The sequence below is a fragment of the Pseudomonas sp. CC11G genome, assembly GCF_056174845.1.
Window position 1 is genome coordinate 153,255 of record NZ_JBWBZC010000005.1, and the last position, 25,870, is coordinate 179,124.

The 25,870-nt window shown below is 61.9% G+C and carries 16 protein-coding genes and 3 pseudogenes; 12 read left to right on the forward strand and 7 right to left on the reverse strand.

Annotated features, from left to right (window positions below; translation table 11 throughout):
* The first annotated feature begins 11 nt into the window (after positions 1-11).
* The 4 genes and pseudogenes from kdpB (at position 12) to AC0V2S_RS09030 (ending at position 6,107) form a co-directional block, all read left to right on the forward strand.
* A pseudogene (gene kdpB / locus AC0V2S_RS09015) lies at positions 12-2,047 on the forward strand (potassium-transporting ATPase subunit KdpB).
* A gap of 10 nt (positions 2,048-2,057) precedes the next feature.
* Positions 2,058-2,609 (forward strand): potassium-transporting ATPase subunit KdpC, encoded by a 552-nt coding sequence (kdpC, locus tag AC0V2S_RS09020; protein ID WP_475509434.1) that lies wholly within the window; start codon positions 2,058-2,060, stop codon positions 2,607-2,609.
* Positions 2,610-2,772: 163 nt separating this feature from the next.
* A complete protein-coding gene (locus AC0V2S_RS09025; RefSeq protein WP_475509435.1) occupies positions 2,773-5,418 on the forward strand; it encodes a DUF4118 domain-containing protein in 2,646 nt (881 codons plus the stop codon).
* The gene (locus AC0V2S_RS09030) at positions 5,415-6,107 is read left to right on the forward strand and encodes a response regulator (RefSeq protein WP_475509436.1); all 693 of its coding nucleotides are present in this window, start codon (positions 5,415-5,417) and stop codon (positions 6,105-6,107) included. Before AC0V2S_RS09025 ends, AC0V2S_RS09030 begins: the two co-directional genes overlap by 4 nt.
* A gap of 143 nt (positions 6,108-6,250) precedes the next feature.
* Here AC0V2S_RS09030 and AC0V2S_RS09035 read toward each other — a convergent pair whose 3' ends face one another.
* Entirely contained in the window at positions 6,251-7,276 is a 1,026-nt protein-coding gene (locus AC0V2S_RS09035) for a patatin-like phospholipase family protein (protein ID WP_475509437.1), read from the reverse strand.
* Positions 7,277-7,456: 180 nt separating this feature from the next.
* Between AC0V2S_RS09035 and AC0V2S_RS09040 the strand changes: the two genes are divergently transcribed.
* From AC0V2S_RS09040 to AC0V2S_RS09070, 7 genes are all read left to right on the forward strand, one after another.
* Positions 7,457-7,735, forward strand: a complete 279-nt coding sequence (locus AC0V2S_RS09040; RefSeq protein WP_475509438.1) for a hypothetical protein — start codon at positions 7,457-7,459, stop codon at positions 7,733-7,735.
* A 324-nt stretch (positions 7,736-8,059) separates the two neighbouring features.
* On the forward strand, positions 8,060-8,482 hold the full coding sequence (locus AC0V2S_RS09045; RefSeq protein ID WP_475509439.1) for a DoxX family protein: 423 nt from the start codon (positions 8,060-8,062) through the stop codon (positions 8,480-8,482).
* A gap of 36 nt (positions 8,483-8,518) precedes the next feature.
* A complete protein-coding gene (locus AC0V2S_RS09050; RefSeq protein WP_475509440.1) occupies positions 8,519-9,091 on the forward strand; it encodes an antibiotic biosynthesis monooxygenase in 573 nt (190 codons plus the stop codon).
* Positions 9,092-9,232: 141 nt separating this feature from the next.
* Positions 9,233-11,071, forward strand: a complete 1,839-nt coding sequence (locus tag AC0V2S_RS09055; RefSeq protein ID WP_475509576.1) for an amidohydrolase — start codon at positions 9,233-9,235, stop codon at positions 11,069-11,071.
* Between the two features lie 55 nt (positions 11,072-11,126).
* Positions 11,127-11,747, forward strand: coding sequence for an isochorismate family cysteine hydrolase YcaC (gene ycaC, locus AC0V2S_RS09060; RefSeq protein WP_475509441.1), 621 nt, complete (start codon positions 11,127-11,129; stop codon positions 11,745-11,747).
* Positions 11,748-12,169: 422 nt separating this feature from the next.
* Positions 12,170-13,309, forward strand: a complete 1,140-nt coding sequence (locus AC0V2S_RS09065) for an efflux RND transporter periplasmic adaptor subunit (protein WP_475509442.1) — start codon at positions 12,170-12,172, stop codon at positions 13,307-13,309.
* 29 nt (positions 13,310-13,338) lie between these two features.
* Entirely contained in the window at positions 13,339-16,422 is a 3,084-nt protein-coding gene (locus AC0V2S_RS09070; RefSeq protein ID WP_475509443.1) for a multidrug efflux RND transporter permease subunit, read from the forward strand.
* Positions 16,423-16,479: 57 nt separating this feature from the next.
* Here the strand turns inward: AC0V2S_RS09070 and AC0V2S_RS09075 are convergent, their stop codons facing one another.
* Genes AC0V2S_RS09075 through AC0V2S_RS09090 form a run of 4 tightly spaced genes read right to left on the reverse strand, consistent with a single transcriptional unit; the run spans position 16,480 to position 22,050 of the window.
* Positions 16,480-18,615, reverse strand: a complete 2,136-nt coding sequence (locus tag AC0V2S_RS09075; protein WP_475509444.1) for an autotransporter family protein — start codon at positions 18,613-18,615, stop codon at positions 16,480-16,482.
* Positions 18,585-19,787 carry an autotransporter-associated beta strand repeat-containing protein gene (locus AC0V2S_RS09080; protein ID WP_475509445.1) on the reverse strand — a complete coding sequence of 401 codons (1,203 nt, stop codon included), beginning with the start codon at positions 19,785-19,787 and terminating at the stop codon, positions 18,585-18,587. The genes AC0V2S_RS09075 and AC0V2S_RS09080 overlap by 31 nt, the downstream gene beginning before the upstream one ends.
* Positions 19,784-20,620 (reverse strand): autotransporter-associated beta strand repeat-containing protein, encoded by an 837-nt coding sequence (locus AC0V2S_RS09085; RefSeq protein ID WP_475509446.1) that lies wholly within the window; start codon positions 20,618-20,620, stop codon positions 19,784-19,786. Before AC0V2S_RS09085 ends, AC0V2S_RS09080 begins: the two co-directional genes overlap by 4 nt.
* Positions 20,602-22,050 (reverse strand): autotransporter-associated beta strand repeat-containing protein, encoded by a 1,449-nt coding sequence (locus tag AC0V2S_RS09090; RefSeq protein ID WP_475509447.1) that lies wholly within the window; start codon positions 22,048-22,050, stop codon positions 20,602-20,604. Before AC0V2S_RS09090 ends, AC0V2S_RS09085 begins: the two co-directional genes overlap by 19 nt.
* A gap of 756 nt (positions 22,051-22,806) precedes the next feature.
* On the opposite strand from AC0V2S_RS09090, the gene AC0V2S_RS09095 reads away from it, so the two are divergent.
* A complete protein-coding gene (locus AC0V2S_RS09095) occupies positions 22,807-23,619 on the forward strand; it encodes an SDR family oxidoreductase (RefSeq protein WP_475509448.1) in 813 nt (270 codons plus the stop codon).
* A 5-nt stretch (positions 23,620-23,624) separates the two neighbouring features.
* On the opposite strand, the pseudogene AC0V2S_RS09100 reads toward AC0V2S_RS09095, so the two are convergent.
* Both AC0V2S_RS09100 and AC0V2S_RS09105 read right to left on the reverse strand, forming a co-directional pair.
* Positions 23,625-24,661, reverse strand: a pseudogene (locus AC0V2S_RS09100) (AraC family transcriptional regulator).
* A 3-nt stretch (positions 24,662-24,664) separates the two neighbouring features.
* Positions 24,665-25,800: pseudogene (locus AC0V2S_RS09105) on the reverse strand (carbon-nitrogen hydrolase family protein).
* Positions 25,801-25,870: the final 70 nt, after the last annotated feature.

The following is a 25,870-nucleotide window of genomic DNA, read 5'->3' on the forward strand; positions in this document are numbered from 1 at the left end:
GAAGGATTTGCATGAACGCTAAAACTGAAGTCCCAACCGTGCCGGCCAAACCACGTAACCAGTGGCAAGCGGCGATGATTCAGGCTTTCGTCAAACTCGACCCGCGCCAGCTGGTGCGCTCGCCGGTGATGCTGGTGGTGGAACTCACTGCCATCTTCACCACCGTGCTGTGCGGCTTGCCGGGCCAACCGGTACCGACCTTTATCGCCGTGCAAATCGCGCTGTGGTTGTGGTTCACCGTGTTGTTCGCCAACTTTGCCGAGGCGCTGGCCGAGGGCCGTGGCAAGGCCCGCGCCGACAGCCTGCGTGCCGGCGCAGTGGGGCTGTTTGCCCGTCGCCGTCTGCACAACGGCACGTTTGAAACCGTGCCCGCTGCGTCCTTGCGCAAAGGCGAAGTGGTGCGCGTGGAAACCGGCGAGATGATTCCCGGCGACGGCGAGGTGATCGAAGGGATTGCCGCCGTTAACGAAGCGGCGATTACCGGTGAATCGGCGCCCGTGATTCGTGAGTCTGGTGGTGATCGCTCGGCCGTCACCGGCAACACTCAGGTGGTGTCGGACTGGCTACTGGTGCGCATCAGCGTCAACCCGGGCGAGTCGACCCTCGACCGGATGATCGCCCTGGTGGAAGGCGCCAAACGGCAGAAAACCCCAACGAAGTGGCGCTGGATATTCTGCTGATCGGCCTGACGCTGATCTTCTTGCTGGTGGTCGTCACGCTGCAGCCATTCGCCATTTATTCCGGCGGCGCCTTGCCGCTGGTGTTTCTGGTGGCGCTGCTGGTGACCCTGATTCCCACCACCATCGGTGGCCTGCTATCGGCCATCGGCATCGCCGGCATGGACCGCCTGGTGCGTTTGAACGTTATCGCCAAATCCGGTCGCGCGGTGGAAGCAGCGGGTGATGTGCATGTGCTGCTGCTCGACAAGACCGGCACCATCACCTTCGGCAACCGCCGCTGCAGCGCGCTGTATGCCGCGCCCGGTGTGAGCGGCAAAGAACTGGCCGAGGGCGCCTTGCTGGCCTCGCTGGCCGACGACACGCCGGAAGGCAAATCCATCGTCGAATACCTGCGCGGCCTGCACCCGATGGACGAGCCGGCACGTGATGCCGTGCAGGCGATTCCGTTCAGCGCGGAAACCCGTCTGTCCGGTGTCGACTTCAATGGCCAGGTCTACCGCAAGGGTGCCGTAGATGCGTTGCTCGCTTTTATCGGCATGCAACGCCGGGAAGTGCCGGCCGTGTTGTCGCGGGAAATCGACAAGATCGCCCAGAGCGGCGGCACGCCCTTGCTGGTGTGTGCCCATGGTCAACTGCTGGGTGCCATCCACTTGAAAGACGTGGTCAAACCCGGCATTCGCGAACGCTTTGCCGAGCTGCGCCAACTGGGCATTCGCACCGTGATGGTCACCGGTGACAACCCGCTGACCGCCGCCGCGATTGCCGCTGAAGCCGGCGTGGACGACGTGATTGCCGAAGCTACACCCGAGAAAAAACTGGCGCGCATTCGGGCCGAACAGGCCGACGGCAAGATGGTCGCCATGTGCGGCGACGGCGCTAACGACGCACCCGCGCTGGCCCAGGCCGACGTCGGCATGGCCATGAACGACGGCACCCAGGCGGCGCGTGAAGCGGCCAACCTGGTGGACCTGGATTCCGACCCCACCAAGCTGCTCGACGTGGTGCAGGTGGGCAAGGAATTGCTGGTAACGCGCGGTGCGCTCACCACCTTTTCCATCGCCAACGACGTGGCCAAGTACTTCGCCATTCTGCCGGCGCTGTTCACCAGCATTTACCCGCAACTGGGCGTGCTTAACGTGATGCACCTGCAAAGCCCGCAGAGCGCGATTCTGTCGGCCATCGTGTTCAACGCGTTGATCATCATTGCCTTGGTGCCGTTGGCCCTGCGTGGGGTGCGCGTGGAAGCCGTGGATGCCGCCAGCCTGCTGCGCCGCAACCTGCTGATTTATGGGGTAGGTGGTTTGGCCGCGCCCTTTATCGGCATCAAGTTGATTGACCTGTTACTGACCAGCATCGGTCTGGCGTGAGGAGTGTGAAATGAACAGCTATCTACGTCCTGCGGTAAGCCTGATTGCACTGATGACTGTGTTGACCGGCGTCGCGTATCCACTGGCCATTACCGGCGTCGCCCAGCTTGCCTTCAATGACCAAGCCAACGGCAGCCTGATTCGCGACAACCAGGGCCACCTGCGTGGCTCCAGCTTGATTGCCCAACCGTTTGACGGCGCGCAATGGTTCCAATCGCGCCCGTCGGCCGGTAGCTTTGCCACCGTCTCCAGCGTTGCGAGCAACCTGGCGCCGAGCAACCCGGCGCTGCGTGAGCGAATTGCCGGCGACAGTGAAAAACTCGCCGTGGCCGGGCAGGGCGCCGTGCCGATGGCGCTGGTGACCACGTCCGGCAGCGGGCTGGACCCGGACTTGCCGGTGGCGGCAGCGCAGTACCAGATCAGCCGGATTGCCGAGGCGCGCAATATCGAGGTGGCGGCGTTGCAGCGTTTGATCGAGCAGAACGCCCAACGGCCATTGATTGGGCCGGAGGTTGTGAATGTGTTGGCCCTCAACCTCGCTCTGGCAGAACAACCGCAATAACCGTAGGGTGCTGCGCTATACCAAACTTTCTCACCAACCACCGTCATCCCAGCGCAGGCTGGGATCCAGAGTTTTTCAGGGGAATGCGTTCGCCACACAATTCTGGATCCCAGCCTGCGTTGGGATGACAGTGTGAGATTCGGATTGAAGTGAACGGAGCAACATGAGCAATAGCGAACGCGCCGACGCCCTCCTGGCGGAGGTGGATAGCCGCAACGGAAGAGGGCGGCTCAAGGTGTTTTTGGGCGCCGCGCCCGGCGTGGGTAAAACCTACGCCATGCTCCAGGCCGCCCAGGCGCAATTGCGTCAGGGCGTCGACCTGCGCGCCGGGGTGGTGGAAACCCATGCCCGCGCAGAAACCGAAGCCTTGCTGGTGGGCCTGCCGCAGCAACCGTTGCTGCGCAGTGAATACCGCGGCATGCAGCTCAGCGAACTGGACCTCGCCGGCCTGTTAGCCAAGCCGCCGAAACTGGCGCTGATCGACGAACTGGCGCACACCAACGCTCCCGGCAGCCGTCACGCCAAGCGCTGGCAGGACGTGCAAGACCTGCTCGCCGCCGGCATCGACGTGTACACCACCGTCAACGTGCAACACATCGAAAGCCTCAACGACCAGGTGCAAGACATCACCGGCGTACAGGTGCGCGAAACCGTGCCGGACTGGGTGTTGCAGGAAGCCTACGAACTGCTGCTGATCGACCTGCCACCGCGCGAACTGCTGGAGCGTCTGCGTGACGGCAAGGTGTATGTGCCCGAGCAGGCGCGTGCGGCCATCGATGCCTTTTTCAGCCAGACCAACCTCACCGCCCTGCGCGAACTGGCGATGCAAACTGCCGCCGCGCGGGTGGACGCCGACCTCAACCAACGCTACCGCCAACTGGGTAAGGACGCGCCGACGGTGCGCGGCCGTCTGCTGCTGGGTATCGACGGCGACGAGCAGGCCGAGCGCCTGGTACGCCATGCCTGCCGGGTGGCCGAGCGGCGCCATCTGCCGTGGAGCGTGGTGTATGTGGACACCGGCGGCGCCCGTGACGAGCCCGCGCGGCTGCGGTTGCAGGCGGCGCAGCAATTGGCCGAGCGCCTGGGTGGCGAAGTCGTCAGCCTGCGTGCCGGCGAGGTGGCGAAAACCTTGATTCAACACGCCATCGAACGTCGGGCCAGCGTGATTCTGGTCGGCCGCAGCCGCCCGCGCTGGTTGGGTGCCGGGGTGGCGCAACGCCTGTTACGGCATGCCGAGGGCCTGGAAATCGGCGTGCTGGATAACGACGCCGAGCGCCAACCGCGTGCCCCACGGGGCCGCCATCCGCTGCAACGGGCCGACTACTGGCTGGCGGTCGCCGCAACCGTGGTGGCTTCGGCAATCGCCTGGGCTGTGGCGCAGGTGTTGCCGCTGCCGAACATCTCGCTGGTGCTGCTGGCGGCGGTGTTGCTGGTGGCGGTGCGTACCAGTTCGGGACCGGCGTTGTTGAGTGCCGTGCTGTCGTTTCTGGCCTACGACTTTCTTTTTATTCCGCCGCATTTTTCCCTGGCCATTCACCGCCACGAAGATGTGCTGACGCTGCTGTTTTTCCTGCTGATGGCGGCGCTTACCGGCAACCTCGCCGCGCGCCAGCGTCGCCAGTTGCGCGCCCTGCGCGATACGCAGAGCGAGACGGCGGCCCTACTCGAACTGTCGCGAAAACTCACCGCCGCTACCGATCGCCAGGCCGTGGTGCAGGCCGCCAGCCAGCAGCTGGCGACCTGGACGGACATCGACATCTGCCTGCTCGGTCGCGACGCCGAAGGCGGCTGGAAAGTGGAGGGCGGGGTCACCCGACCATTGAGCGATGCCGAACGAATGGCCGCCGAGTGGGCCTGGCAGCACGACCAGGCCGCCGGCCAGGGCACGGACACCTTGCCCAGCGGCCGCTGGTGGTGGTGGCCGCTGAGTGCCGAAGACGGCCCGTTGCTGTTACTCGGCGTAAGCCCCAAAGACCAGCAGCCGCTCGCGCTGGAACGTCGGCGTTTGCTGGCGGCCCTCGGCCAACCCTTGGCCCAGGCCCTGGCCCGCGCGCAACTGGCGCAGGACCTGGAAGCTGCGCGCCTGCACGGCGAAACCGAGCAACTGCGCAGCGCCTTGCTGGCCTCGGTTTCCCACGACCTGCGCACGCCACTGACCGCCATGCGCGGCGCCATCGACAGCCTGCTGACCCTCGACGGCCAACTGCCCCATAGCGACCGCATCGAGCTGCTGGAAAGCACCCGCGACGAAGCCGAACGCCTGGACCGCTATATCCAGAACCTGCTGGACATGACTCGCCTCGGCCACGGCGGCCTCAAGCTGGCGCGCGACTGGGTGGCGCCGGTCGATATCGTCGCCAGCGCACTGCAACGCCTGCGGCCCTTGCTGGCGCCGTTGCAGGTGGAAACCCAGGTGCCGGCCGAACTGCCGCTGCTCTACGTGCACGCCGCGCTGATCGAACAGGCGCTGATCAACGTACTGGAAAACGCCGCACGTTTTTCGCCAGTGCAGGGGCGACTGCGCGTGGCGGTGGAGAGTGATGATGGAGAGCTGCGCATCATCGTCAGCGACCAGGGACCGGGTATTCCCGAGGCCGAGCGGGCTAAGATTTTCGATATGTTCTACACCGCCGCGCGCGGTGATCGCGGCGGCCAAGGCACCGGCTTGGGCCTGGCTATTTGCCAAGGCATGCTCGGCGCCCACGGTGGTCGGGTGACGGTGGGCGAAGGTCTGGATGGGCGCGGCGCCAGCTTGACTCTACACTTGCCCCTGCACCCCCAACCGCCAGGCGATACCGACCCGCTATGACCAGCAATGCCGCCACCATTTTATTGATCGACGACGAGCCGCAGATTCGCAAATTCCTGCGCATCAGCCTTACCGCGCAAGGCTACAAAGTGATTGAAGCCGCCACCGGCAGCGAAGGCCTCGCGCAAGCGGCATTGGCGAAGCCGGACCTGCTGGTGCTCGACCTCGGCTTGCCGGGTATGGATGGCCAGCAGGTACTCAGCGAGGTGCGCGAGTGGTCGCAGGTGCCGGTGCTGGTGTTGTCGGTGCGGGCGAGCGAAGGGGAGAAGGTCAAGGCGCTGGATAGCGGCGCCAACGACTACGTGACCAAGCCGTTTGGCATTCAGGAATTTCTCGCTCGGGTGCGGGCGTTGTTGCGCCAGGGGCAGGCGGGGGAAAGTGCGCCGGCCTCGGTGAGTGTGGGGCCGTTAACGGTGGATTTTGCGTTTCGCCGGGTGAGTCTGGATGGCGTCGAGGTGAGTTTGACGCGCAAGGAATATGCGGTGCTGGCGCAGCTCGCCCAGCATGCCGGGCGGGTGGTGACGCAGCAGCAATTGCTTAAGGATATCTGGGGGCCTACGCATACCGAAGACACTCACTACCTGCGAGTGGTGGTGGGGCATTTACGCGCGAAACTGGCGGATGATCCGGCGAACCCGCGGTTTATCAGTACCGAGGCAGGGGTAGGGTATCGGTTGCAGTCGGTGTGATGCTTTTCCCTCACCCCCGGCCCCTCTCCCGCGAGCGGGAGAGGGGAGCTTAATCGGGGCTCGTTTGGCCACCTCCGATCCAGTCCCCTCGCCCCCGTGGGGGAGAGGGTTAGGGTGAGGGGGTAAAGGGGGAAACGAAGAATTCAGCCGTTTTCTTCTTCGTAGCGATCAAGCGTGTCACTGGTAATAATCCGCCCCAACTCAATCAACTCCGGCGCTTTATAAAACTCAAAAAACCGACACGCCCGTCGCGGAATATTCACCAGAATATCCGGCGGATACCCGGCAATCTTGTACTGCGCCAGCGACGTCTGCATTACCTCGAAACTCTGGTTCACCAACTCCAGCAACGAAGCAGGGCTGCCCGTTTCAGCCACCCGCGACCCACTGGCCGAGTTGGGCGTAGGGCTTTCCTCCGGGCGCGGTGAAGGCGCCGCCGCCGGCGGATCGAGCCATGGGTTCGGCTCGGCAACAGCAGCCACTTCCAACAATGCGTTTACTTCCCCAGGCTCCGGCAACTTGCGCCGAAACGGCATCCGCGACCCCAGCGAGCCCATCAACCCATCCAGCTTGTTCTTGAACGCAGCCGGCCGCTCGATCACCGGCAATTGGTAATGGCGCTGGCCATTGGCATTGAGGTTCACCGCCACAATGAGGTCGCAGTGGCTGGCCACTACCGGCACGATAGGCAATGGGTTAAGCAGGCTGCCATCCACCAGCATTCGTTTGCCCTGAATCACTGGCGTAAACAAACTGGGAATGGCCGCCGAAGCGCGCATGGCCTGGTGCAGATTGCCCTGCTGAAACCAGATTTCCTGCTGAAAGGTGAGGTCGGTCGCTACGGCCGTGTAAGGGATACGCAAGTCTTCGATATTGATCTCGCCGACCATCTCGCGAATGCGCCCAAACACTTTTTCGCCGCGAATGGCGCCCAGCCGGAAGCTCACATCGAGCAGGCGCAGCACATCGAGATAATCCAGGCTTTCAATCCAGGCGCGGTATTCCGGCAGCTTGCCGGTGGCGTAGATACCACCCACCACGGCGCCCATGGAACAACCGGCGATGCAGGCGATTTCATAGCCGCGTCGTTCCAGCTCCTCGATGGCACCGATATGGGCATAACCCCGTGCGCCACCGGCCCCCAGTACTAACGCCACACGTTTAGTCATCACCGTCCCCTGATACTATCGCCGCCCCGTGTTCACCGGCGTTTCCCGACCATACGCGCGCCGAAGGGCGGCGCCAAGGCGGGGGCAGTTGCCGTTTCGCTTTGTCGCACTTTTTGCGGCGACAGGCGTCTGAGCATTACTACCCTGTATCTGCTGTTTCTTTCCTCTTGGAGAATATTGATGAAAGCCTGGATCTGCTTACCTCTGATGGTGCTGGCGTTATCCGGTTGCGCGGCAAAAACGGCGTACCGCGACAGCTGCGCGGAGCAATCCAATGCCGCCTGGCGCGAACTTGATCTGGCCAAGGCCGAAGGGTTCTCCGGCACCGTGAGCTACTCCAAAGCCCTGACCCTGCTGACCGGGGCAAAAACCTCGCAGCAATTCGAAGGCTATGAAAGCTGCACCAAGAACGCCAAGAAAGCGCGCTTCTATATCAGCGAATCCCGCGCTGGGCGTTAAGGGGCTGATACCCTTTTGGGTCGGTGCGACCCGGGGTAGGTTGGGTTGAGCCGCAGGCGAAGCCCAACAATGCGCCAAAAGATGGGTGCACCATCTGGGCAGGCCGCTAGGCCTGGCCCGCGCGGTTTTCATTCCTACCGTCCTGATTGGTTGCAGGTTAGGAGTGGTTCTTTGCGTACCGTTGGGCTTCGCTTTGCTCAACCCAACCTACATTGCCTTCAATTGCCCTGAAACACCCCCGCCACAAATCCAGCACAGCGATACAAGTTATTCCTATCCCCATCTCCCACTATCAGGCTCTCCGTACCTGCTAGTGAGCGCCCCATGGCTACGCCTGAAATTCGTACTCCCTTCACCGCCAGCGACTGGGCGTTGTTGTGGCTGCGCGTGGCCGGCTCGCTGTTGCTGCTGCAGGTCCATGGCCTGCCCAAACTCCTGCATTTCACTGAACAACTAAGCCTGATCGAAGACCCCTGGCACCTGGGCGCCAAGCTCACGCTGAGCCTGGCGATCTTCGCCGAGGTGCTGTGCCCGCTGCCGATCATCCTCGGCATTTTCACGCGCCTGGCCTGCCTGCCGATTCTCGCCGTGCTGCTGGTGGCCGTGGTGTTTGTGCACCCCGAATGGAGCCTGGCCGAGGGCCAATTCGCCTGGCTGCTGGCGCTGGTGTTCAGCACCGTGCTGATCGGCGGCCCGGGGCGCATCGCGCTTTCTCGGCGTTTGCCAGCGGTGGTCTATCTTCAGTGACGGCCTGTCATTTACTTGCAAAGGGAACGTCGCACCATGACGAGTGTGGAATTGTTCGATGAGGTGGTGACCCTTTTGGTCCGCCACCGGGTAAAAGCCGGCCAGGATGCGGCCTATGAAGAATGGCTGCGCCGCACGATTGCCACGGCGCGCAGTTGGCCCGGGCATCTGGGCATCGATGTGATGCGCGGGCATAGCGGCGGCCTGACCCTCTTTACCTGCGTGCTGCGTTTTACCTCCACCGACTTGCTGCAAGCCTGGCTCGATTCCGACGACCGTCACCGCCTGGTGGCGGAGGCGCAGCCGCTGTTGGCCGACGGCGACCAGACCGAAATCAACGCCGACCGCGAGTTCTGGTTTACCCCCACCGAAAACACCACGAGCAAGCCACCGCCGCGCTGGAAGCAGGCCTGCGTCACTTTTCTGGTGATTTTGCCGCTGAGCATGGGCGTGCCGTTGCTGTGGAAACCGCTGTTCGCACAATTGCCATTTTTATCGGGTTACCTGGCCAGCAGTGTGCTGATCACCCTGAGCATTGTGCTGTTGGTGGTGTACGTCTTTATGCCGCGGGTAACGCGCCTGTTCGCGCCGTGGCTCAACAAAGCCTGAGGTCTGCCCATGACCGATGACACCGATCCCAAGGCCGCCGGCCGCCGCCACTTTCTTGCTGCCAGCTCCGTGCTGGGCGCGGCGGGCGCGCTGTGGTCTGCCCTGCCTTTTTCCGCTTACGCCACCTCATCTGGAGCACCGATGAACGCCGATCTGATCCTCTTCAATGGCCGTCTGCACACCGTCGACCGGGAAAACCCCACCGCCACCGCCGTGGCCATCAAAGACGGCAAGTTCATTGCCGTGGGCAGCGACGCCGAAGCCATGGCCTTGCGCGGCAGCGCCACGCAAGTGGTCGACCTGCAAAAGCGCACCGTCATTCCCGGCCTCAACGACTCGCACCTGCACCTGATCCGCGGTGGCCTCAACTACAACCTGGAACTGCGCTGGGAAGGTGTGCCGTCGCTGGTCGATGCGCTGCGTATGCTCAAGGACCAGGCCGACCGAACCCCCGCGCCGCAATGGGTGCGCGTGGTGGGCGGCTGGAACGAATTCCAGTTTGCCGAAAAGCGCCTGCCCACCATCGACGAGCTGAACAAGGCCGCGCCCGATACCCCGGTATTTGTGCTGCACCTTTACGACCGCGCACTGCTGAACCGCGCCGCGCTCAAGGTGGTCGGCTATACCCGCGACACGCCCAACCCGCCGGGCGGTGAGATCGTCAAAGACGCCAATGGCGAACCCACCGGCATGCTGGTGGCGCGCCCCAACGCGATGATTCTGTATTCCACCCTGGCCAAGGGGCCGAAGCTGCCGCTGGAATACCAGGTGAACTCCACCCGCCAATTTATGCGCGAGCTCAATCGCCTGGGCGTGACCAGTGCCATCGATGCCGGCGGCGGTTATCAAGCGTTCCCGGATGACTACCAAGTGGTGCGTGAGCTGGCCGCCAATAACCAGCTCACCGTGCGCATCGCCTACAACCTGTTTACCCAGAAACCCAAGGAAGAGCTGGCCGACTTCAAAGCCTGGACCACCCAGATCAAACCGGGCGACGGCAACGACTTCTTCCGCCACAACGGCGCCGGCGAAATGCTGGTGTTCTCGGCGGCCGACTTCGAAGACTTCCTGGAGCCGCGCCCGGATCTGCCGCAAACCATGGAAGAAGAGCTGGAGCCGGTGGTGCGCCACCTGGTGGAGCACCGCTGGCCGTTCCGTTTGCACGCCACGTACGACGAATCCATTTCGCGCATGCTCGATGTGTTCGAAAAGGTTAACCGCGACATTCCGTTCAACGGCCTGCATTGGTTCTTTGACCACTGCGAAACCATCACGCCGAAAAACATCGAACGCGTTCGCGCCCTCGGCGGCGGTATTGCCGTGCAGGACCGCATGGCGTTCCAGGGCGAGTACTTCGTTGACCGCTACGGCAAGAAGGCCGCCGAGGCCACGCCGCCGATCAAACGCATGCTCAGCGAAGGCGTGCCGGTAGGGGCGGGCACCGATGCCACGCGGGTGTCGAGCTACAACCCGTGGACCTCGCTGTACTGGATGGTGAGCGGCAAAACCGTGGGCGGCCTGGCGCTGTACCCCGAAGGCTTGCCGCGGGAAACCGCGCTGCAGTTGTACACCCACGGCAGCGCCTGGTTTTCCAGCGAGCAGGGCAAGAAGGGCCAGCTCAAGGTTGGCCAGCTCGCCGACCTGGTCGCGTTGTCGGCGGATTTCTTCAGCGTGGAAGAAGAAGCCATCAAGTGGATTGAGTCGGTGCTCACCGTGGTCGACGGCAAGGTCGTCTACGGCACCGGCGACTTCGACAAACTGGCCCCGCCAGCGCTGCCGGTAACGCCAGACTGGTCGCCGGTCGTGAAAGTGCCCGGCCACTGGCGCCAGCAAACCGCATTGGCCGCCGCCGTGCACCAGTGTGCAGGGCCGTGCGGCGTGCATGCCCACAGCCATGAAAAGGCGCGCTTGTCGTCGGCGCCGGTCAGCGACTTCCAGGGTTTCTGGGGCGCCTTTGGCTGTTCCTGCTTTGCCTTCTGAATTCGGTTTTTAGCCCCCAGGCCCGAATTCGGGCCTGGCATTTCAAGGAGTCATCATGAGCAAGAAATACAACCGCTTGGACAAAGACAACGCCGTGGTTCTGCTGGTCGACCACCAGGCCGGCCTGATCTCCCTGGTCCGCGACTTCACCCCCGACGAGTTCAAGAACAACGTGTTGGCCCTGGCCGATATCGCCGCGTTCTTCAAACTGCCGACCATTCTCACCACCAGCTTCGAAAACGGCCCGAACGGCCCGATGGTGCCGGAGCTGAAAGCCAAGTTCCCGGATGCGCCGTATATCGCGCGCCCAGGGCAAATCAACGCGTGGGACAACCCCGATTTCGTTGCGGCCGTGAAGGCAACGGGTCGTAAGCAAATCATCATTGCTGGCGTGGTGACCGACGTATGCGTGGCATTCCCGACGCTGGCCGCACTGGAGGAGGGGTTCGACGTGTTCGTGGTGACCGATGCCTCCGGTACGTTCAATCCGCTGGTGCGTGAATCGGCCCTTAGCCGCATGGTTGAAGCCGGTGCGCAACTGATGAACTGGTTCGCCGTGGGCTGCGAGTTGCAGCGCGATTGGCGCAACGATATCGAAGGCTTCGGCGCCATTCTCGGCGGCCACCTGCCGGCCTACGCCAACCTGATGCAGAGCTACAGCCAAAACAGCAAGTAAAGTTCGGCTGGGTTGGCTCGTTCATCTGTTAGTCATCTGGGAACGCTAGGCTCGTTTCCAGACCACACGACAAGCAGATGAGCGAGCACTTACACATGGACGAATACCAGGAAGAACTTCTCGAATACCGCGCAGGCGAGCAAGAAGAGCCGGCGGAGTTGGTCGAAGACGCCACCGAGCTTTAACGACCCGTCAGCCCGCTGCCACGGCAAACCCCCTCCCGCACGATCACCTACTGCCTTACGCGGTGCGCACCGCTGTGTCTGCCAAGGCGCTGTCCCGTGCGCTTATCGCTGAAAAGCAACTGTCACTTTCCCGCAATCATTTGCAAACCCAGGCTTTTGACTTGGCGGCAGCAGTGGGACTAAGGTACGCGCCTTGCCTATTCCACAGGCCCATTTTCCCTGCCAAGGAACCGGAATATGTTGCTCCGCCGTATGCTCTTCATGATCGGTGTAGTCGTGCTCGTTGTTGCAGCACTGGCTGGTCTGAAATACCAATCCTTCACCAAGCAAATCGCCCAATTCAGCGCGCCGAAGCCCGCCATCAGTGTGTCTGCCGCCAACAGCGAGCAGGTGCAGTGGCAGAACCGTCTGCCCGCCATCGGCACTCTCAAGGCCCTGCAGGGCATCGATCTCACCGTGGAATCCAGCGGCACCGTGCAGGACGTGCTGTTCCGCTCCGGCGAGAAAGTCAGCCTGCATCAGCCGATCATTCAGCTCGACAGCGATGTGGAATCCGCCACGCTGGCTACCTCGCAAGCCGAGCGTGACCTGGCTCAGGTCGAGTTCGACCGTGCGCGCAGCCTGCTGACTCGCCAAGCATTGTCCAAAAGCGAATACGACCGCCTGGCCGCCGAGTTGCTTAAGGCCAACACCCGCGTAGCGCAGCTCAAAGCCATCATGGCCAAGAAGCGCATCCTCGCGCCGTTTGCCGGCACCATTGGTATTCGTCAGGTAGATGTCGGCGACTTCGTGTCCAGCGGCACCATCATTGCCACGTTGCAGGATGTCAGCAGCCTGTATGTCGATTTCTTCCTGCCGGAACAATCGGTACCGCAACTCAAGCTCGGCCAGCGCGTGCGCTTCTCGGTAGCGGCGTTCCCGAACCAGAGCTTCGAAGGCGAAATCAACGCCATCAACCCGAAAGTGGAAGACAGCACGCGCAACGTGCAAGTGCGCGCCATTCTGAGCAACCCGGAAAGCAAGCTGCTGCCGGGCATGTTCGCCAACCTGGAAGTGCTGCTGCCTAGCGAAGATGCTCGCGTGGTGGTGCCGGAAACGGCACTGACTTACACGCTGTACGGCAACTCGGTGTACGTGATCGGCAACAAGAAGGACGAGAAGGGCGTCGAGGAAAAAGACGACAAGGGCCAACCCGTGCTGGTGGTCGAGCGCCGCTTTGTGGAAACCGGCGAGCGCCGCGATGGCAAGGTGATCGTGCTCAAAGGCCTGAAAGCCGGTGAGAACGTGGTGACGGCCGGCCAACTCAAGCTGGACAACGGCTCCCACGTGGCCGTGGTTACCGATGACGCCCTCATGAACAGCCCGGCTGCCAACTAACCGGCCGCCGCGCGCACAGGAAGTACTTCATGGCTTTTACAGACCCGTTCATCCGTCGCCCGGTGTTGGCCACCGTGGTCAGCCTGCTGATCATCCTCCTGGGCTTCCAGGCGTTCAGCAAACTGACCATCCGCCAATACCCGCAGATGGAAAACGCCCTGATCCAGGTGACCACCTCGTACCCCGGGGCCAACGCTGAAACCATTCAGGGCTATATCACCCAGCCGCTGCAGCAAAGTTTGGCGAGTGCCGAAGGCATCGACTACATGACGTCGGTGAGCCGCCAGAACTACTCGGTGATCTCGATTTACGCGCGTATCGGCTCAGACAGCGACCGCCTGTTCACCGAGCTGCTGGCCAAGGCCAACGAGGTGAAAAACCAGCTGCCGCAAAACGCCGAAGATCCGGTGTTGAGCAAGGAAGCGGCGGATTCCTCGGCGCTGATGTACGTGAGTTTCTACAGCGATGAGCTGAGCAACCCGCAGATCACCGACTACCTCTCACGCGTTATCCAGCCCAAGCTCGCCACGCTGCCGGGCATGGCCGAAGCGGAGATTCTCGGTAATCAGGTGTTCGCCATGCGCATCTGGCTGGACCCGGTGAAACTCGCGGCCTACGGCATCACTGCCCAGGACGTGAACGACGCGGTGCGCAAAAACAACTTCCTCTCCGCCGCGGGCGAGACGAAGGGCGAGTATGTGGTGACCAGCGTAAACGCCAGCACCGACCTGAAATCGGCCGAAGCGTTTGCCGCCATTCCGGTGAAAACCCAGGGCGACAGCCGGGTTCTGCTTGGCGATATCGCCCGGGTGGAAATGGGCGCAGAGAACTACAACTCCATCAGCTCGTTCGATGGCATTCCCTCGGTGTATATCGGCATCAAGGCCACCCCCAGCGCCAACCCGCTGGAGGTGATCAAACACGTGCGCGCCGCCATGCCGGACCTGGAAGCGCAGCTGCCGCCGAACCTGAAAGTGTCCATCGCCTACGACGCTACGCAGTTCATTCAGGCGTCCATCGACGAGGTGGTGAAAACCCTGTTCGAAGCGGTGCTGATCGTGATCGTGGTGGTATTCCTGTTCCTCGGCGCCTTGCGGTCGGTGTTGATCCCGGTGATCACCATTCCGCTGTCGATGATCGGCGTGATGTTCTTCATGCACCTGATGGGTTACTCGATCAACTTGCTGACCCTGCTGGCCATGGTGCTTGCCATCGGCCTGGTGGTGGACGATGCCATCGTGGTGGTGGAGAACATTCACCGCCATATCGAGCAAGGTAAAACGCCATATGACGCTGCCATCGATGGCGCTCGCGAAATTGCCGTGCCGGTGATTTCCATGACCATCACCCTGGCCGCCGTGTACGCGCCCATCGGCTTTCTCGAAGGCCTGACCGGGGCGTTGTTCAAAGAGTTCGCGTTGACCCTGGCGGGCGCGGTGATCATTTCCGGCATCGTGGCGCTGACCCTGTCGCCGATGATGTGCTCCAAACTGCTGCGCCACGAAGAAAACCCCACGGGGCTGGCGCACAAGCTGGATTCGATTTTCGACAGCCTCAAGGTCCGCTACCAGCGCATGCTGCACGGCACCTTGAACACCCGGCCGGTGGTCGTGGTGTTTGCCATCCTGGTGCTGTGCCTGATACCGATCCTGCTGAAAATGACCAAGAACGAACTGGCGCCGGATGAGGACCAGGGCATCGTGTTCATGATGGCCAGCGCGCCGCAGCCAACCAACCTGAACTACCTGAACGCCTACACGCAGCAGTTCGTGAAGATCTTCAAGGAGTTCCCCGAGTACTACTCCTCGTTCCAGATCAACGGCTACAACGGTGTGCAGGCGGGTATCGGCGGCTTTCTGTTAAAGCCGTGGGACGAGCGCAGCCGCACGCAGATGGAGTTGTTGCACGACGTGCAAAGCAAGCTGGGGGAAATTCCCGGACTGCAGATTTTCGGCTTCAACTTGCCGTCGTTGCCGGGTACGGGTGAGGGCTTGCCGTTCCAGTTTGTGATCAACACGCCGAACGACTACGAGTCGCTGCTGCAGGTTACCGAGCGCATCAAAAAGCGTGTGGAAGCCTCAGGCAAGTTCGCTTTTGTCGATGTGGACCTGGCGTTCGACAAGCCGGAAATCGTCGTCGATATCGACCGCGCCAAAGCCGCGCAGATGGGCGTGAACATGGAAGACCTTGGCGGTACCTTGTCGACGTTGCTGGGGGAGGGCGAGATCAACCGCTTCACCATCGACGGGCGCAGCTACAAGGTGATTGCCCAGGTGGAGCGCGCTTACCGCGACAACCCCAACTGGCTCAGCAACTACTACGTGAAAAACAACCGCAGCGAGATGGTGCCGCTGGCCACCCTGATCAAGGTGCACGACAGCGCGCGCCCGACGCAGCTCAACCAGTTCCAGCAGCTTAACTCGGCGATTATCCAGGGCTTCCCGATTGTCAGCATGGGCGAAGCCATTGAAACGGTGCGCACCATTGCCGAACAAGAAGCCCCGCGTGGCTTCGCCTTCGACTACGCCGGCGCATCGCGGCAATACGTGCAGGAAGGCAGCGCGCTGTACGTGACGTTCGCCCTGGCCCTGGCGTTGATCTTCCTGGTGCTGGCGGCGCAGTTCGAAAGCTTCCGCGACCCGCTGGTGATCATGGTGACGGTACCGTTGTCGATCTGCGGGGCGTTGATTCCGTTGTTCCTCGGCTTCTCCAGCATGAACATCTACACCCAGGTGGGCTTGGTGACGTTGATTGGTTTGATTACCAAGCACGGCATCCTGATCGTCGAATTCGCCAACCAGTTGCGTCGCGAGCAGGGCCTGTCCCGTCGTGCGGCGATTGAAGAAGCGGCGGCGATTCGTCTGCGCCCGGTACTGATGACCACCGCGGCCATGGTGTTCGGTATGGTGCCGCTGATTCTCGCCACCGGTGCCGGCGCGGTCAGCCGCTTTGACATCGGGTTGGTGATTGCCACCGGTATGTCGGTGGGTACGTTGTTCACCTTGTTTGTGCTGCCGTGCGTGTACAGCTTGCTGGCCAAGCCGGATGGCAAACCGGACGCTGAGCCGGTGGTGATCAAAGACAGCGGCCCGACTCATCCGCTTATTTCGTAGGTTTATGGTTCTGTCCTGAAAGCCCCGCCCATGCGGGGCTTTTTACTGACTGCCAGGTTAGAAGTTCACGCGGATGCCCACGCTGCCGGTGGTGCCAGCGATGCCGCTGTCCACGGCCTTCTGATAGCCAACGGTGGCGAAGACTGCGGTGTTCTTCGAGACCGGGGCATTGAAGCCGGCGGTCACGTCGGTCCAGGTGCCGCGTTGGTCAGAGTGGAAAGCCACGTCACCGTCGGCCGACGATACAGAGGTCCGAGGATTGGCGTTGATCTCATGCCATACGCTTGGGCGAACCCAGGCCGACAAGGTGCGGCCGCCATCCAGGGTTACGTCCTTGCTGACCTTGACGCCTACGCGACCGGCAAACGATTTGGCGGTGCCGAAATCAACCTTGGCAGCCTGGTCACGGCCGTCGTCTACTTTGATGCCTTGGGCCACGATTTGCGCTTGTGGCTCAACGGCCCATTTGTTGGCGAGCTTGTACGATTTGCCTGCTTCCAGGGACGCCGCCACACCGGTGGCTTTGGTTTTCAGTTTGCCCACTTCCTTGGTGCCCGATTCAACGTCGTAGAACCAGGTGCTCTGAACCACGCCATCCAGATAGGCGTCGTTAGCGAAGTGGTGCGTCCAGTAGCCGCCCAGCGAGACCGCCTTGAAGCTGTTGCTGCCGGCACTGTTGCCGTCGTAATGCTCGACCGAACCGTTGCCTTGCCCAGCCACGCCGAACACGCCGGCGCGGTCGCTGGAACCATCGGCCTGTTCAGTGCGCAGCAGCTCTACGCCGGCTTGAACGCCACCTACGTTAAGGTCGAACGACGGACCTTCATTTTCGATACCGCCACGTTTGGCATTCCACTGGCTGTTCTGGCCAAAGGTGCGCACCCAACTACGATCTTGCGAATTGCTCTGTACGTTGCCGTCGACGGTTTGGCCGCCGCGCTCGTCCACGGTACCGAGGGTCTGACGACCGTACTGCAGCATCATCGAAGACAGCGCGGTGTAGTCGGACACTTCGCGGCGGTATTCGGGTTTATCGACCCAACCGTCCTGTCCAATCGCTTTAGGGTCGCGGGAGCGCAGGAACCAGTCGTCCTCCGCGCTACCATCTACAGCACCTCGGAACAGACGGTATTCGTACGGACCAGCTACCACGCGGTTGCCCAGGGTAAACGCATCTTTAGAGGTGGTCCCGCCATTGATCGCGGAGATCACTTGAATGCCGCTGCCTTCGGTCAACCCACCCAGACCGCCGACGTTGTTCACCTGCATACGGGACGTGCCGGTGGCCTGGCCCCCATCAATGATCAGGCGGTCGGTTACCGAGTCATTGCCGCCCAGCACGGTGTTGATGCTCAGCAAGCCGTTGTGCCCGGTATAGCTGTGTACCTTCAGGGTATTGCCTGCGGAGGCACCGCCCAAAGCGACCGTACCGCTGTTATCCAGCAAACCGTTCACGGAGAAGCTGCCGATCGGACCACCCGCCAGACCCGGCAGTGCATCGGCGATGGCGAAGGTGCCGCGGTTGGTGACCGTACCGTTGATAGAGCCGTAACCGCCCAGTGTGGCGCCTTGGGCAACGATGGTTTCAGCACCGCCAGCGAGCGCCGCGCCGGTATGGGTGGCATCGCCAACAATAAAGGTGCCCTGCTCGATGGTGGTGGTGCCGGTGTAGGTGTTTACGCCGTTGAGCACAGTGGTGCCTTTACCGTTGTGGGTCAGCGAGCCGGTGCCGTCGATGCCGTCGTTGAGGGTCAACAGGGTGTCGGCGTCCGTTACCAGGGTGCCGCCGCCGGCATTGAGGGTAATTGCTCGATCGGTGCTCAGGTCGGCGGTGGTGTGCAATACGCCGCCATCGAACGCCAACGCGCCGGCCGCATCGCCGAGGTTTTCGTCACGGCTGATTTGCAAGGTGCCGCCTTCAATGGAGGTGCCACCGGTGTAGGTGTTGGTGCCAGTGAGCGCCAGGGTGCCGCCGTCCATTTTGACCAGGGTAGAGTCCCCCGCCAGAACGCTATCGATGGTGGCTTTGTAATTGGCGCCCACTGAGGTGCCGTCGCCGACGCGCAGAATCGAACGCGTTGGATCAGCCACGCTGCCGGCCAGCGTGATGGCATCGCCTTTGATGCGATAGCCATCGCTGGCGAACTGCATGCCCGCCACCGTTACGTCGCCCAGGGAGTTATCGACCGACACGGTACCTGGCGCCGCCATAAACAGCGCGAAACCACGGGGTGTGAATGCTGCGTTGATATCGCCATTCGGGTGGTCCAGTTGTCGTTCCCGGTAACCGCTTGCCAGATGCCATCGCCGCCACTGATTACGTCGTCGTTTTTGCCGCCGGCTTGGCCATCCCAGATCTCCAGGGTCATGCCTGCGGTATTCAGCAGGTTGACCTGATTGGAGACACTGGTCTGCACGAAGTAACCCGATGACGGAATAGTGCCGATAGCCAGACCGTTGTCGGTCAGCGCGCCGGTGTAGTTCATCAGGCGGTAGAGCCCGGGAGCGAACACGCCACCCGGTGAAGTCTGTACGTTTAACGTGCCGTCCAGGGTCAGGTCGCCGTTGATTTGCGCCAGATCATTGAGGGGGCCGCCAGGTACACCGGCTTGACCCAGGCTGAAGTCGAGGAAAGCGCCGGAGCTCAAGGTCACATCGCCATTGATCGTCAATGTGCCCGGACGGGGGTTGTTGTCGCCTGGGGCGAAAGTGCCGCCATCGGCTACCTGAACCGAGCCGCCGATGGTGCCTGTGCCACCCAGTGTGCCGCCATTGTTGACGGTGGTCAGCCCTTTGGCAGCGGACTGATCGCCGTTGATATACAGGCTGCCAGCGTTGATGGTGGTCGGGCCGGAGTAGGTATTGGCGCCGAACAAGCGGGTAGCACCGGTGCCCCGTTGCGCCAGCGAACCGGTGCCGGAGATCACGCCATTGAGGGTCAGCTCGTCAGCGCGGTTGAACGCCAGTTGTGCATTGTTGAATACATCGCCTACCAGACTACCCGAGGTGCCACCGTCGCCGAGTTGCAGGGTGCCAGCACTGATGGTGGTGCCGCCGGTGTAGGTGTTTTCTGCGGTCAGTGACGTCATGCCGGTGCCGCTCTGCTCAACACTGCCTTTGCCGGAAATGACGCCGGCAAAGGTCAACGCGTCGGAGCGGTCGAAGAACACTTCGCCATCGTTGAGTACATCACCGATCAGGCTGCCGGTGGTCCCACCGTTGCCGATGTGCAAGCTGCCGCTAGTGATCGTGGTGCCGCCGGTGTGGGCGGCGTTGCCGGTGAGCACGGTATCGCCCTGGCCGATCAGGGAGAGGGCCCCGCTGCCGTCGATATCATGGGTGAGGGTCAAGGTGGTGCCGGTCATGGGGCTAATGCGCCGCCACCCGCGTTCAAGGTAACGGAGCGGTCAGTGGTCAGATCGGCACTATTGCTCAGGACGCCGCCATCGAACGTCAATGCGCCGGCTGCGGCGCCAAGGTTGGCGTCTTCACGTACTTGTACGGTGCCGCCGGCGATCAACGTGCCGCCGGTATAGGTGTTGGTGCCATTGAGCAACAGGGTGCCGGCATCTTTTTTAGCCAGGCCGGATGTCCCTGTCAGTTCGCTATCGATGGTGGTGGTGTAGCCCTCGCCATCGGCGGTGCCATCCCCTACGCGGATAGTTGTATAAGCCGGGTTGCTGGCGCTGCCAGCCAGGGTGATCGGCCCGCCTTGAACCTTGTAACCATCCACGGCGAACTGCATACCCGATACGGCGACATCGCCCAGACTCGGGTCTACCGTCACGGTGCCCGCAGCGCCGGTGAACACGGCAAACTCTCGGTCAGCGAACGGCGCGTTGGCGGCGCCGTCTTCATTGGTCCAGTCGTCGTTACCTGCAAAGCTCTGCCAGATGCCGGTGCCGCCAGTAATGACGCCATCGTTTTTAGCGCCATTCGGGCTATCCCAAAAGCGCAGGCTGAGGTCAGCGTTGTTAATCAGGTTTACCTGGTTGGCAACCGAGGTTTGCACGTAATTGGTACCCGCGGGCATTACGCCCAGCGCGAGGCCATTGTTGGTCAGGGTGCCGGTGTAGTTCATCAACCGGTAAAGACCAGGATCGTAGGTGCCGCCAGGGGTTACGGAAGCGTTGAGCAAGCCGTCGAGCACCAGATCGCCGTTGATATTCACCAGGTCATTCAGCAAACCACCTGCCACACCCCCTCACCCAAGCGGTAGTCAAGGTTGGTGCCTGCGCTCAGGCCCAAATCACCGTTGATTGTCAGCGTCCCAGGCTTTGCACCGGCCATACCGGGCGACAAGGTCGCGCCGTCCACCAGGCTCACCGAGCCGCCCAGCGTGCCGGTACCGCCCAAGGTGGCGCCGCTGGCAACGTCGGTTGCGCCGGTTGCGGCCGATTGGTCGCCATTTACGTACAAGGTGCCGGCTTGGACGCGTGTGGCCCCGCGGTAGGTGTTGTTACCGCTGAGCAGCAGTGCGCCGGTACCGGTTTTGCTCAGCTGGCCGAGGCCGCTGATGGTTTGCCCGACAGTGCCGGTCACACCGCTACCCGTATCAAACGCACCGTTGTTGCCGGTCACGGATACGTCCCGACTGGCGTCGAGGGTAAAGCTGTTAGCGAAATTGAAGGAGCCGCCGTCAAGCTTCAGGTAGCTCGCTGCGGCGCCCAGTGCGGCATCGGAGGCAGTGGAGAGCACGCCTTCTTTGATGGTGGTGCCGCCCGAGTAAGTATTGGCCCCGGAAAGCGTCAGTGCCCCGGCCTGGGTTTTTTCAACACCGCCCACGCCCTCGATGATACCGGTGTAGTTGCCGTTGTCGGTTTGCGCAAAACGCACCAGCCCCTGGTTGTCTTTCAGCCACAGCGGGAGGCTCTGTGCACGTGCCTCCAGCGTGCCTGTTGGCGAGATGGTTACAGAGCCGTGAAATGAGGTGTTGTCGTCAGTAAGCGCGAGGGTGCCGTCCATGATTTCGACCAGCAGGGCAGCACCACTGGAGTTGCCCACCAGACCGTTCAAGGTCCAGCGGCCAGCACCGGTTTTATCCAAGGTCGAAAAATTTTTGATGTTGCCGTTAAGTACGTCGCTGGAGCCAGCGGCCCCGCCAAGCGTGAGGGTGTTCGAACCGCCACCACCGTCGAAGTTTCCGGTGATAATGGAACCGGCTTCCAAGGTGAGCAGGTCATCCCCGCCCGCCAAATATAAGCTGCCCAGAAGGCTCCCGCCCGTACGGTTAATGAAGTTCACGGAGTTGTTACTTGAGCTGCCAATTACGTTAGCCGACGAGCCGCTACCGGTTTCAATGTTTCCATAGTTGTCGATTGTGTTATTTCTCGAGTTGGCGTCGAACCATATGGCTGCGCCTTTGTTAGCCCTAATAAGGCCACGATTAATAACAGTGTTGTCCGAACCCATTGCATTGATCGCTTCACCGGCCAGGCCGGTCGCCAAAACTCTCGCGCCGGCTGCAATTTTCAGTGTGTTATTCGAACCAAATTCAATCGTGTTTGGGCCGGTATTCCATGTGCCGGACCGGCCATTTTTAGTAATATCGCTCTGCACGGTTGAATCGGCATGGAGAACTATCACGTTGTTATCGCCATAACTTATTGCCGGACCAACACTGTTCAAGATGTGGCTTCCTGATAATACGTTCAATGTAAGTCCGGAGGTAGTAGGGCCGTCTCCAAGGATTGTTGTCCATGGATTTTGCCCGGTAGCGTCGCAAGTAGTCGTCAATGTTTGACTATCCCAGATGCAGTCTGCGACTGCGAAGGTAGGCGCGACGATCAGCGCTATCGCGAGTGCCAGCGGATTTCGGCGGGCCCGAAAACTGGCGCGTCTGCCGCTGCTGGTTCTGAGTGAGCAATTGTTAGCCATGATAAATCCTCAAGTATCTTATTGGCCGTAATAACTGCAGGAGCTAGAGAGTCCTCAGAGAGCGACGGCCAACAAACTAAAAACAACAACGGAGACGACTTCGGTTAATAAATTAACCCTGCGCAAAAGAAATAAAGTTAGGGAAGGCTTACAAGCGTGGTGAGGAAATGTCAGTGGCTTTGTAAGAATCCCCCTACAGACACTTTTGATTATCAGCCGCTACCAAGACGGGCCTCCGGGAGAGGCTGGGCAGGCGATGTATCGAAAGTGGTTGGGGCGGGAAGTATTGGGTTTAAAACTAGGTCGGCATGTTTTTGATGCGGTAGAGGTACTTTTCTTATACTTAAAAAGTCCCTTTTGTTTGTCAGCAAATATATTGTTTGTAAGTGGTAATAACCCGACATAGATAGGTCGATAAAAAATTCCGCAATAACACCCACAAACTCCCTTACGATTACGCATCGCCGTTCGGCCACGCCACTAAGGAAGTCCCATGTCCAAACCGTTTTGATCACCGGCTGCTCCAGCGGCATTGGCCGCGCACTCGCCGACGCCTTCCAGGCCGCCGGTTACCGCGTGTGGGCCACGGCGCGCAAACCCGATGATCTGGCAGCCCTGTCTGCCGCCGGTTTTAACGCCGTAGCGCTGGACGTGAACGACACCACCGCCGTCGCGCAATTGGCTGCGCAATTAACGGCCGAAATCGGCGGGCTGGATGTGCTCATCAACAACGCCGGTTACGGCGCCATGGGCCCGTTGCTCGACGGCGGCCGCGATGCGCTGCAACGGCAGTTCGACACCAACGTGTTTGCCCTGCTCGACGTCACTGGCGCGCTGTTTCCCCTGCTGCGCCGCAGCCAAGGTGTGGTGGTGAATATCGGCAGCGTTTCCGGCGTATTGGTCACGCCGTTTGCCGCCGCCTACTGCGCCTCGAAGGCCGCTGTGCATGCACTGAGCAACGGCCTGCGCATGGAGTTGGCGCCGTTTGGTATTCGCGTATTGGAAGTGCAGCCGGGGGCGATTGCCTCGAGTTTTGGCGCCAATGCCACGCGCGAAGCGGAGCAGTTGATTGCAGAGGAATCGCCTTGGTGGCCAATCCGCGAAGGGATACGCGCCCGGGCGCGCGCCTCGCAAGACAACCCGACGCCCGCCACCGATGTCGCACGGGACATTCTCGCCGCCGTGCAACAAACCAACCCCCCGCGTTTATTGCGCCTGGGCAATGGTGGGCGCGCCTTGCCGCTGCTGGCAGCGCTGGTGCCGCAGGGCGTTCTGGAATGGGTCTTGAAGAAGAAATTTGGTCTGGCCGGCCGCCTTTAAACGCATCAGCCCGCTTTACGCTGCGCCTTTCTGAACTCGCCGGGCGTTTGCCCGCTCCAGCGCTTGAACGCGCGCTGAAACGCTTCGGCCGAGGCAAACCCCAACAGGTAAGCAATCTCGCCAAACGCCAACTCGGTATCGCGGATATACGCCATGGCCAGGTCGCGGCGGGTGTCGTTGAGGATGGCGCGGTATTGCGTGCCTTCTTCGGTGAGCTTGCGCCGCACGTCCAGGTTGGCAGTTGCAGGCGCGCGGCCACTTCTTCAAGGTCCGGCTCGCGGCCATTCAACAGCGGGCCAAGTAACTGGCTGATGCGCTCGCGCAGGCTGCGGGTGCGGGTCAGTTGCTCCAGCTCGCGCTCGCAGATTTCCAGCAGATGCCGCCAGGTGCTCGGGCAGTGCTCGGGGTTGCGCAGAGCCAGGCTTGCCTGGTTAAGACGCAGCTGATTGGTCTCGCAGGCAAACTCCACCGGGCAACCAAATAACGCGCCGTAGTGCTCGGCGTAACCGGTGGCGGGGAACTCGATATCCACCTTTTCCACCGGCACCGGTTGCCCGGCCAGGGCGGCGAGTTGCGCGGCCCAGCCGGCCAGCACCGAGTCGACCACAAAGCGGTTGTACGTGTTGTACGGGCTGATGGAGTAGAAACGCAGCCAGGCGCCACGGGCGTCTTCGTGGAAGCTCGATTGGCCGCGGTAGTTGTAGGCATACAACGGTTCAAAACGGATCAGCGCCCGCGCCGCCTCGCGCACCGTAGGCGCCTGCGCTGCCGTCACACCGGCCAGGCCGACCTGACTCAAGCGCGTATGCACGCCCATGCTCAGGCCCAGGCCGGGCTGGTCGGTCAGTTGAATGGCGGCATGGCCCAGGCGCATATAACGGGGGATGGACAGCCGCGCACGGGGCTCGGCCAACCGCGCGCCGTCCAGACCATATTGTTCCAGCAGGGGCAGGGGATCTTGCCCGGCCGCGCGCACGGCGTCGGCCAGGCCATGAACAAAGCCCACCGACAGATCCCCGAGCCGTACCCGCACCGGTTTCATCGGTTACAGCCAGATATTCAGCAGCCGGCCACCATGGCCGCCGCGTTCGTTCACCAGGGTCACATCCTGCCCATTGGCCAGCAGGCTCTGGCCATCGCTGCCCAGGTTCCACAACTGGCCACGCATAAACACCGTCATACCGGCTGCGCACCGCTGCTGCCCAGCCGGTTGGCCATGGCCAGTTGTTGCCAGGCCTGGCCTTCAGTGACGGAACCCGGTTGCAGGGCGACGTCGCTGGGTGTGGGCGCGCCGTTATAGCCGCCCCAGGGTTTCGACCAGTTGCCATTGCCGGTCAAAAAAGCCGGCACAGCGAGCAGCTTCACGTTCTGTTTGCTCAGCTCGGCATAGCCGGCCGGGTACCAGCTGTCTGCGCAGATCAGCACGCCCAAACGTCCGGCCGGGGTGTCGACCACCCGTAAATCGCTGGACGGCGCGGCGGCGGTAAAGGTTTGTTCATCGCGAATCGGATACACCTTGCGCTGCGGCTGGCCCAACGGCGCGCCGTCGCTGCCAAACACCAGGCTGACGTTGTAGAGCGGGCCATCGCCAACGACTAACTGGCCGGCTTCCACCCGCGGATCGGGCAGCACGATGGAGCCGGCCACCAAGGTAATACCGAAGTCTTTCGCCAGCCCGCCAAACACCGCCTGGTAATCGCGGGCCATAGCGGCGCTTTTCATCCGCAGCAGGGCGTCTTGCAGGCGGTCTTCGCCTTTCGCCGCCAGCAACGCGCGGCTCAGTTTTAGCGGGTTGCTGGCGGCGAGCCAGGCCATGGCGTTGTCGATGGTCTCGGCCTGGTACACCTCGGCTTTTTCGCCGCTGATCACCAGCCAGGTGCCGATATGTTCGGGCAGCACGGCGACAGTTTTGCCGTTCAGCAAACCTTCGTCACGGGCTTTGTGCAGGTACGCGCCGAGCTTCAGGCGCAGCAGCTCCACGGTGTGGTAGTCGCCGGAAAACATCTCCGGCTGAATGCCTAGAAGGTTGCCGTTGTCGCCGGGCAGGCCCTGGTTGAGCACCACTTCGCTGCGCAGGTCGGACAGGTAATGGGCGTCGGTGGGCAAGTCGGTCCACAGCGCATAGGCGCCGAGCACGATCAGGGCGGTGGAGGCGAGGGTGTAGCGAAATAGTCTGCGCATGGTCTTGGGCGTGCGGAGTGAAGGCGTAAGGGTAGGGGGCCGTTGGGCACTTGCCAAGTCGCACTGCGCA

Coding starts and splice junctions, on each gene's coding strand:
- AC0V2S_RS09055 (WP_475509576.1), top strand. CDS start 9,233: ATGAACGCCGATCTGATCCTCTTCAATGGCCGTCTGCACACCGTCGAC.
- AC0V2S_RS09040 (WP_475509438.1), top strand. CDS start 7,457: ATGAAAGCCTGGATCTGCTTACCTCTGATGGTGCTGGCGTTATCCGGT.
- AC0V2S_RS09035 (WP_475509437.1), bottom strand. CDS start 7,276: ATGACTAAACGTGTGGCGTTAGTACTGGGGGCCGGTGGCGCACGGGGT.
- AC0V2S_RS09050 (WP_475509440.1), top strand. CDS start 8,519: ATGACGAGTGTGGAATTGTTCGATGAGGTGGTGACCCTTTTGGTCCGC.
- AC0V2S_RS09030 (WP_475509436.1), top strand. CDS start 5,415: ATGACCAGCAATGCCGCCACCATTTTATTGATCGACGACGAGCCGCAG.
- AC0V2S_RS09070 (WP_475509443.1), top strand. CDS start 13,339: ATGGCTTTTACAGACCCGTTCATCCGTCGCCCGGTGTTGGCCACCGTG.
- AC0V2S_RS09025 (WP_475509435.1), top strand. CDS start 2,773: ATGAGCAATAGCGAACGCGCCGACGCCCTCCTGGCGGAGGTGGATAGC.
- AC0V2S_RS09065 (WP_475509442.1), top strand. CDS start 12,170: ATGTTGCTCCGCCGTATGCTCTTCATGATCGGTGTAGTCGTGCTCGTT.
- kdpC (WP_475509434.1), top strand. CDS start 2,058: ATGAACAGCTATCTACGTCCTGCGGTAAGCCTGATTGCACTGATGACT.
- ycaC (WP_475509441.1), top strand. CDS start 11,127: ATGAGCAAGAAATACAACCGCTTGGACAAAGACAACGCCGTGGTTCTG.
- AC0V2S_RS09080 (WP_475509445.1), bottom strand. CDS start 19,787: ATGACCGGCACCACCTTGACCCTCACCCATGATATCGACGGCAGCGGG.
- AC0V2S_RS09045 (WP_475509439.1), top strand. CDS start 8,060: ATGGCTACGCCTGAAATTCGTACTCCCTTCACCGCCAGCGACTGGGCG.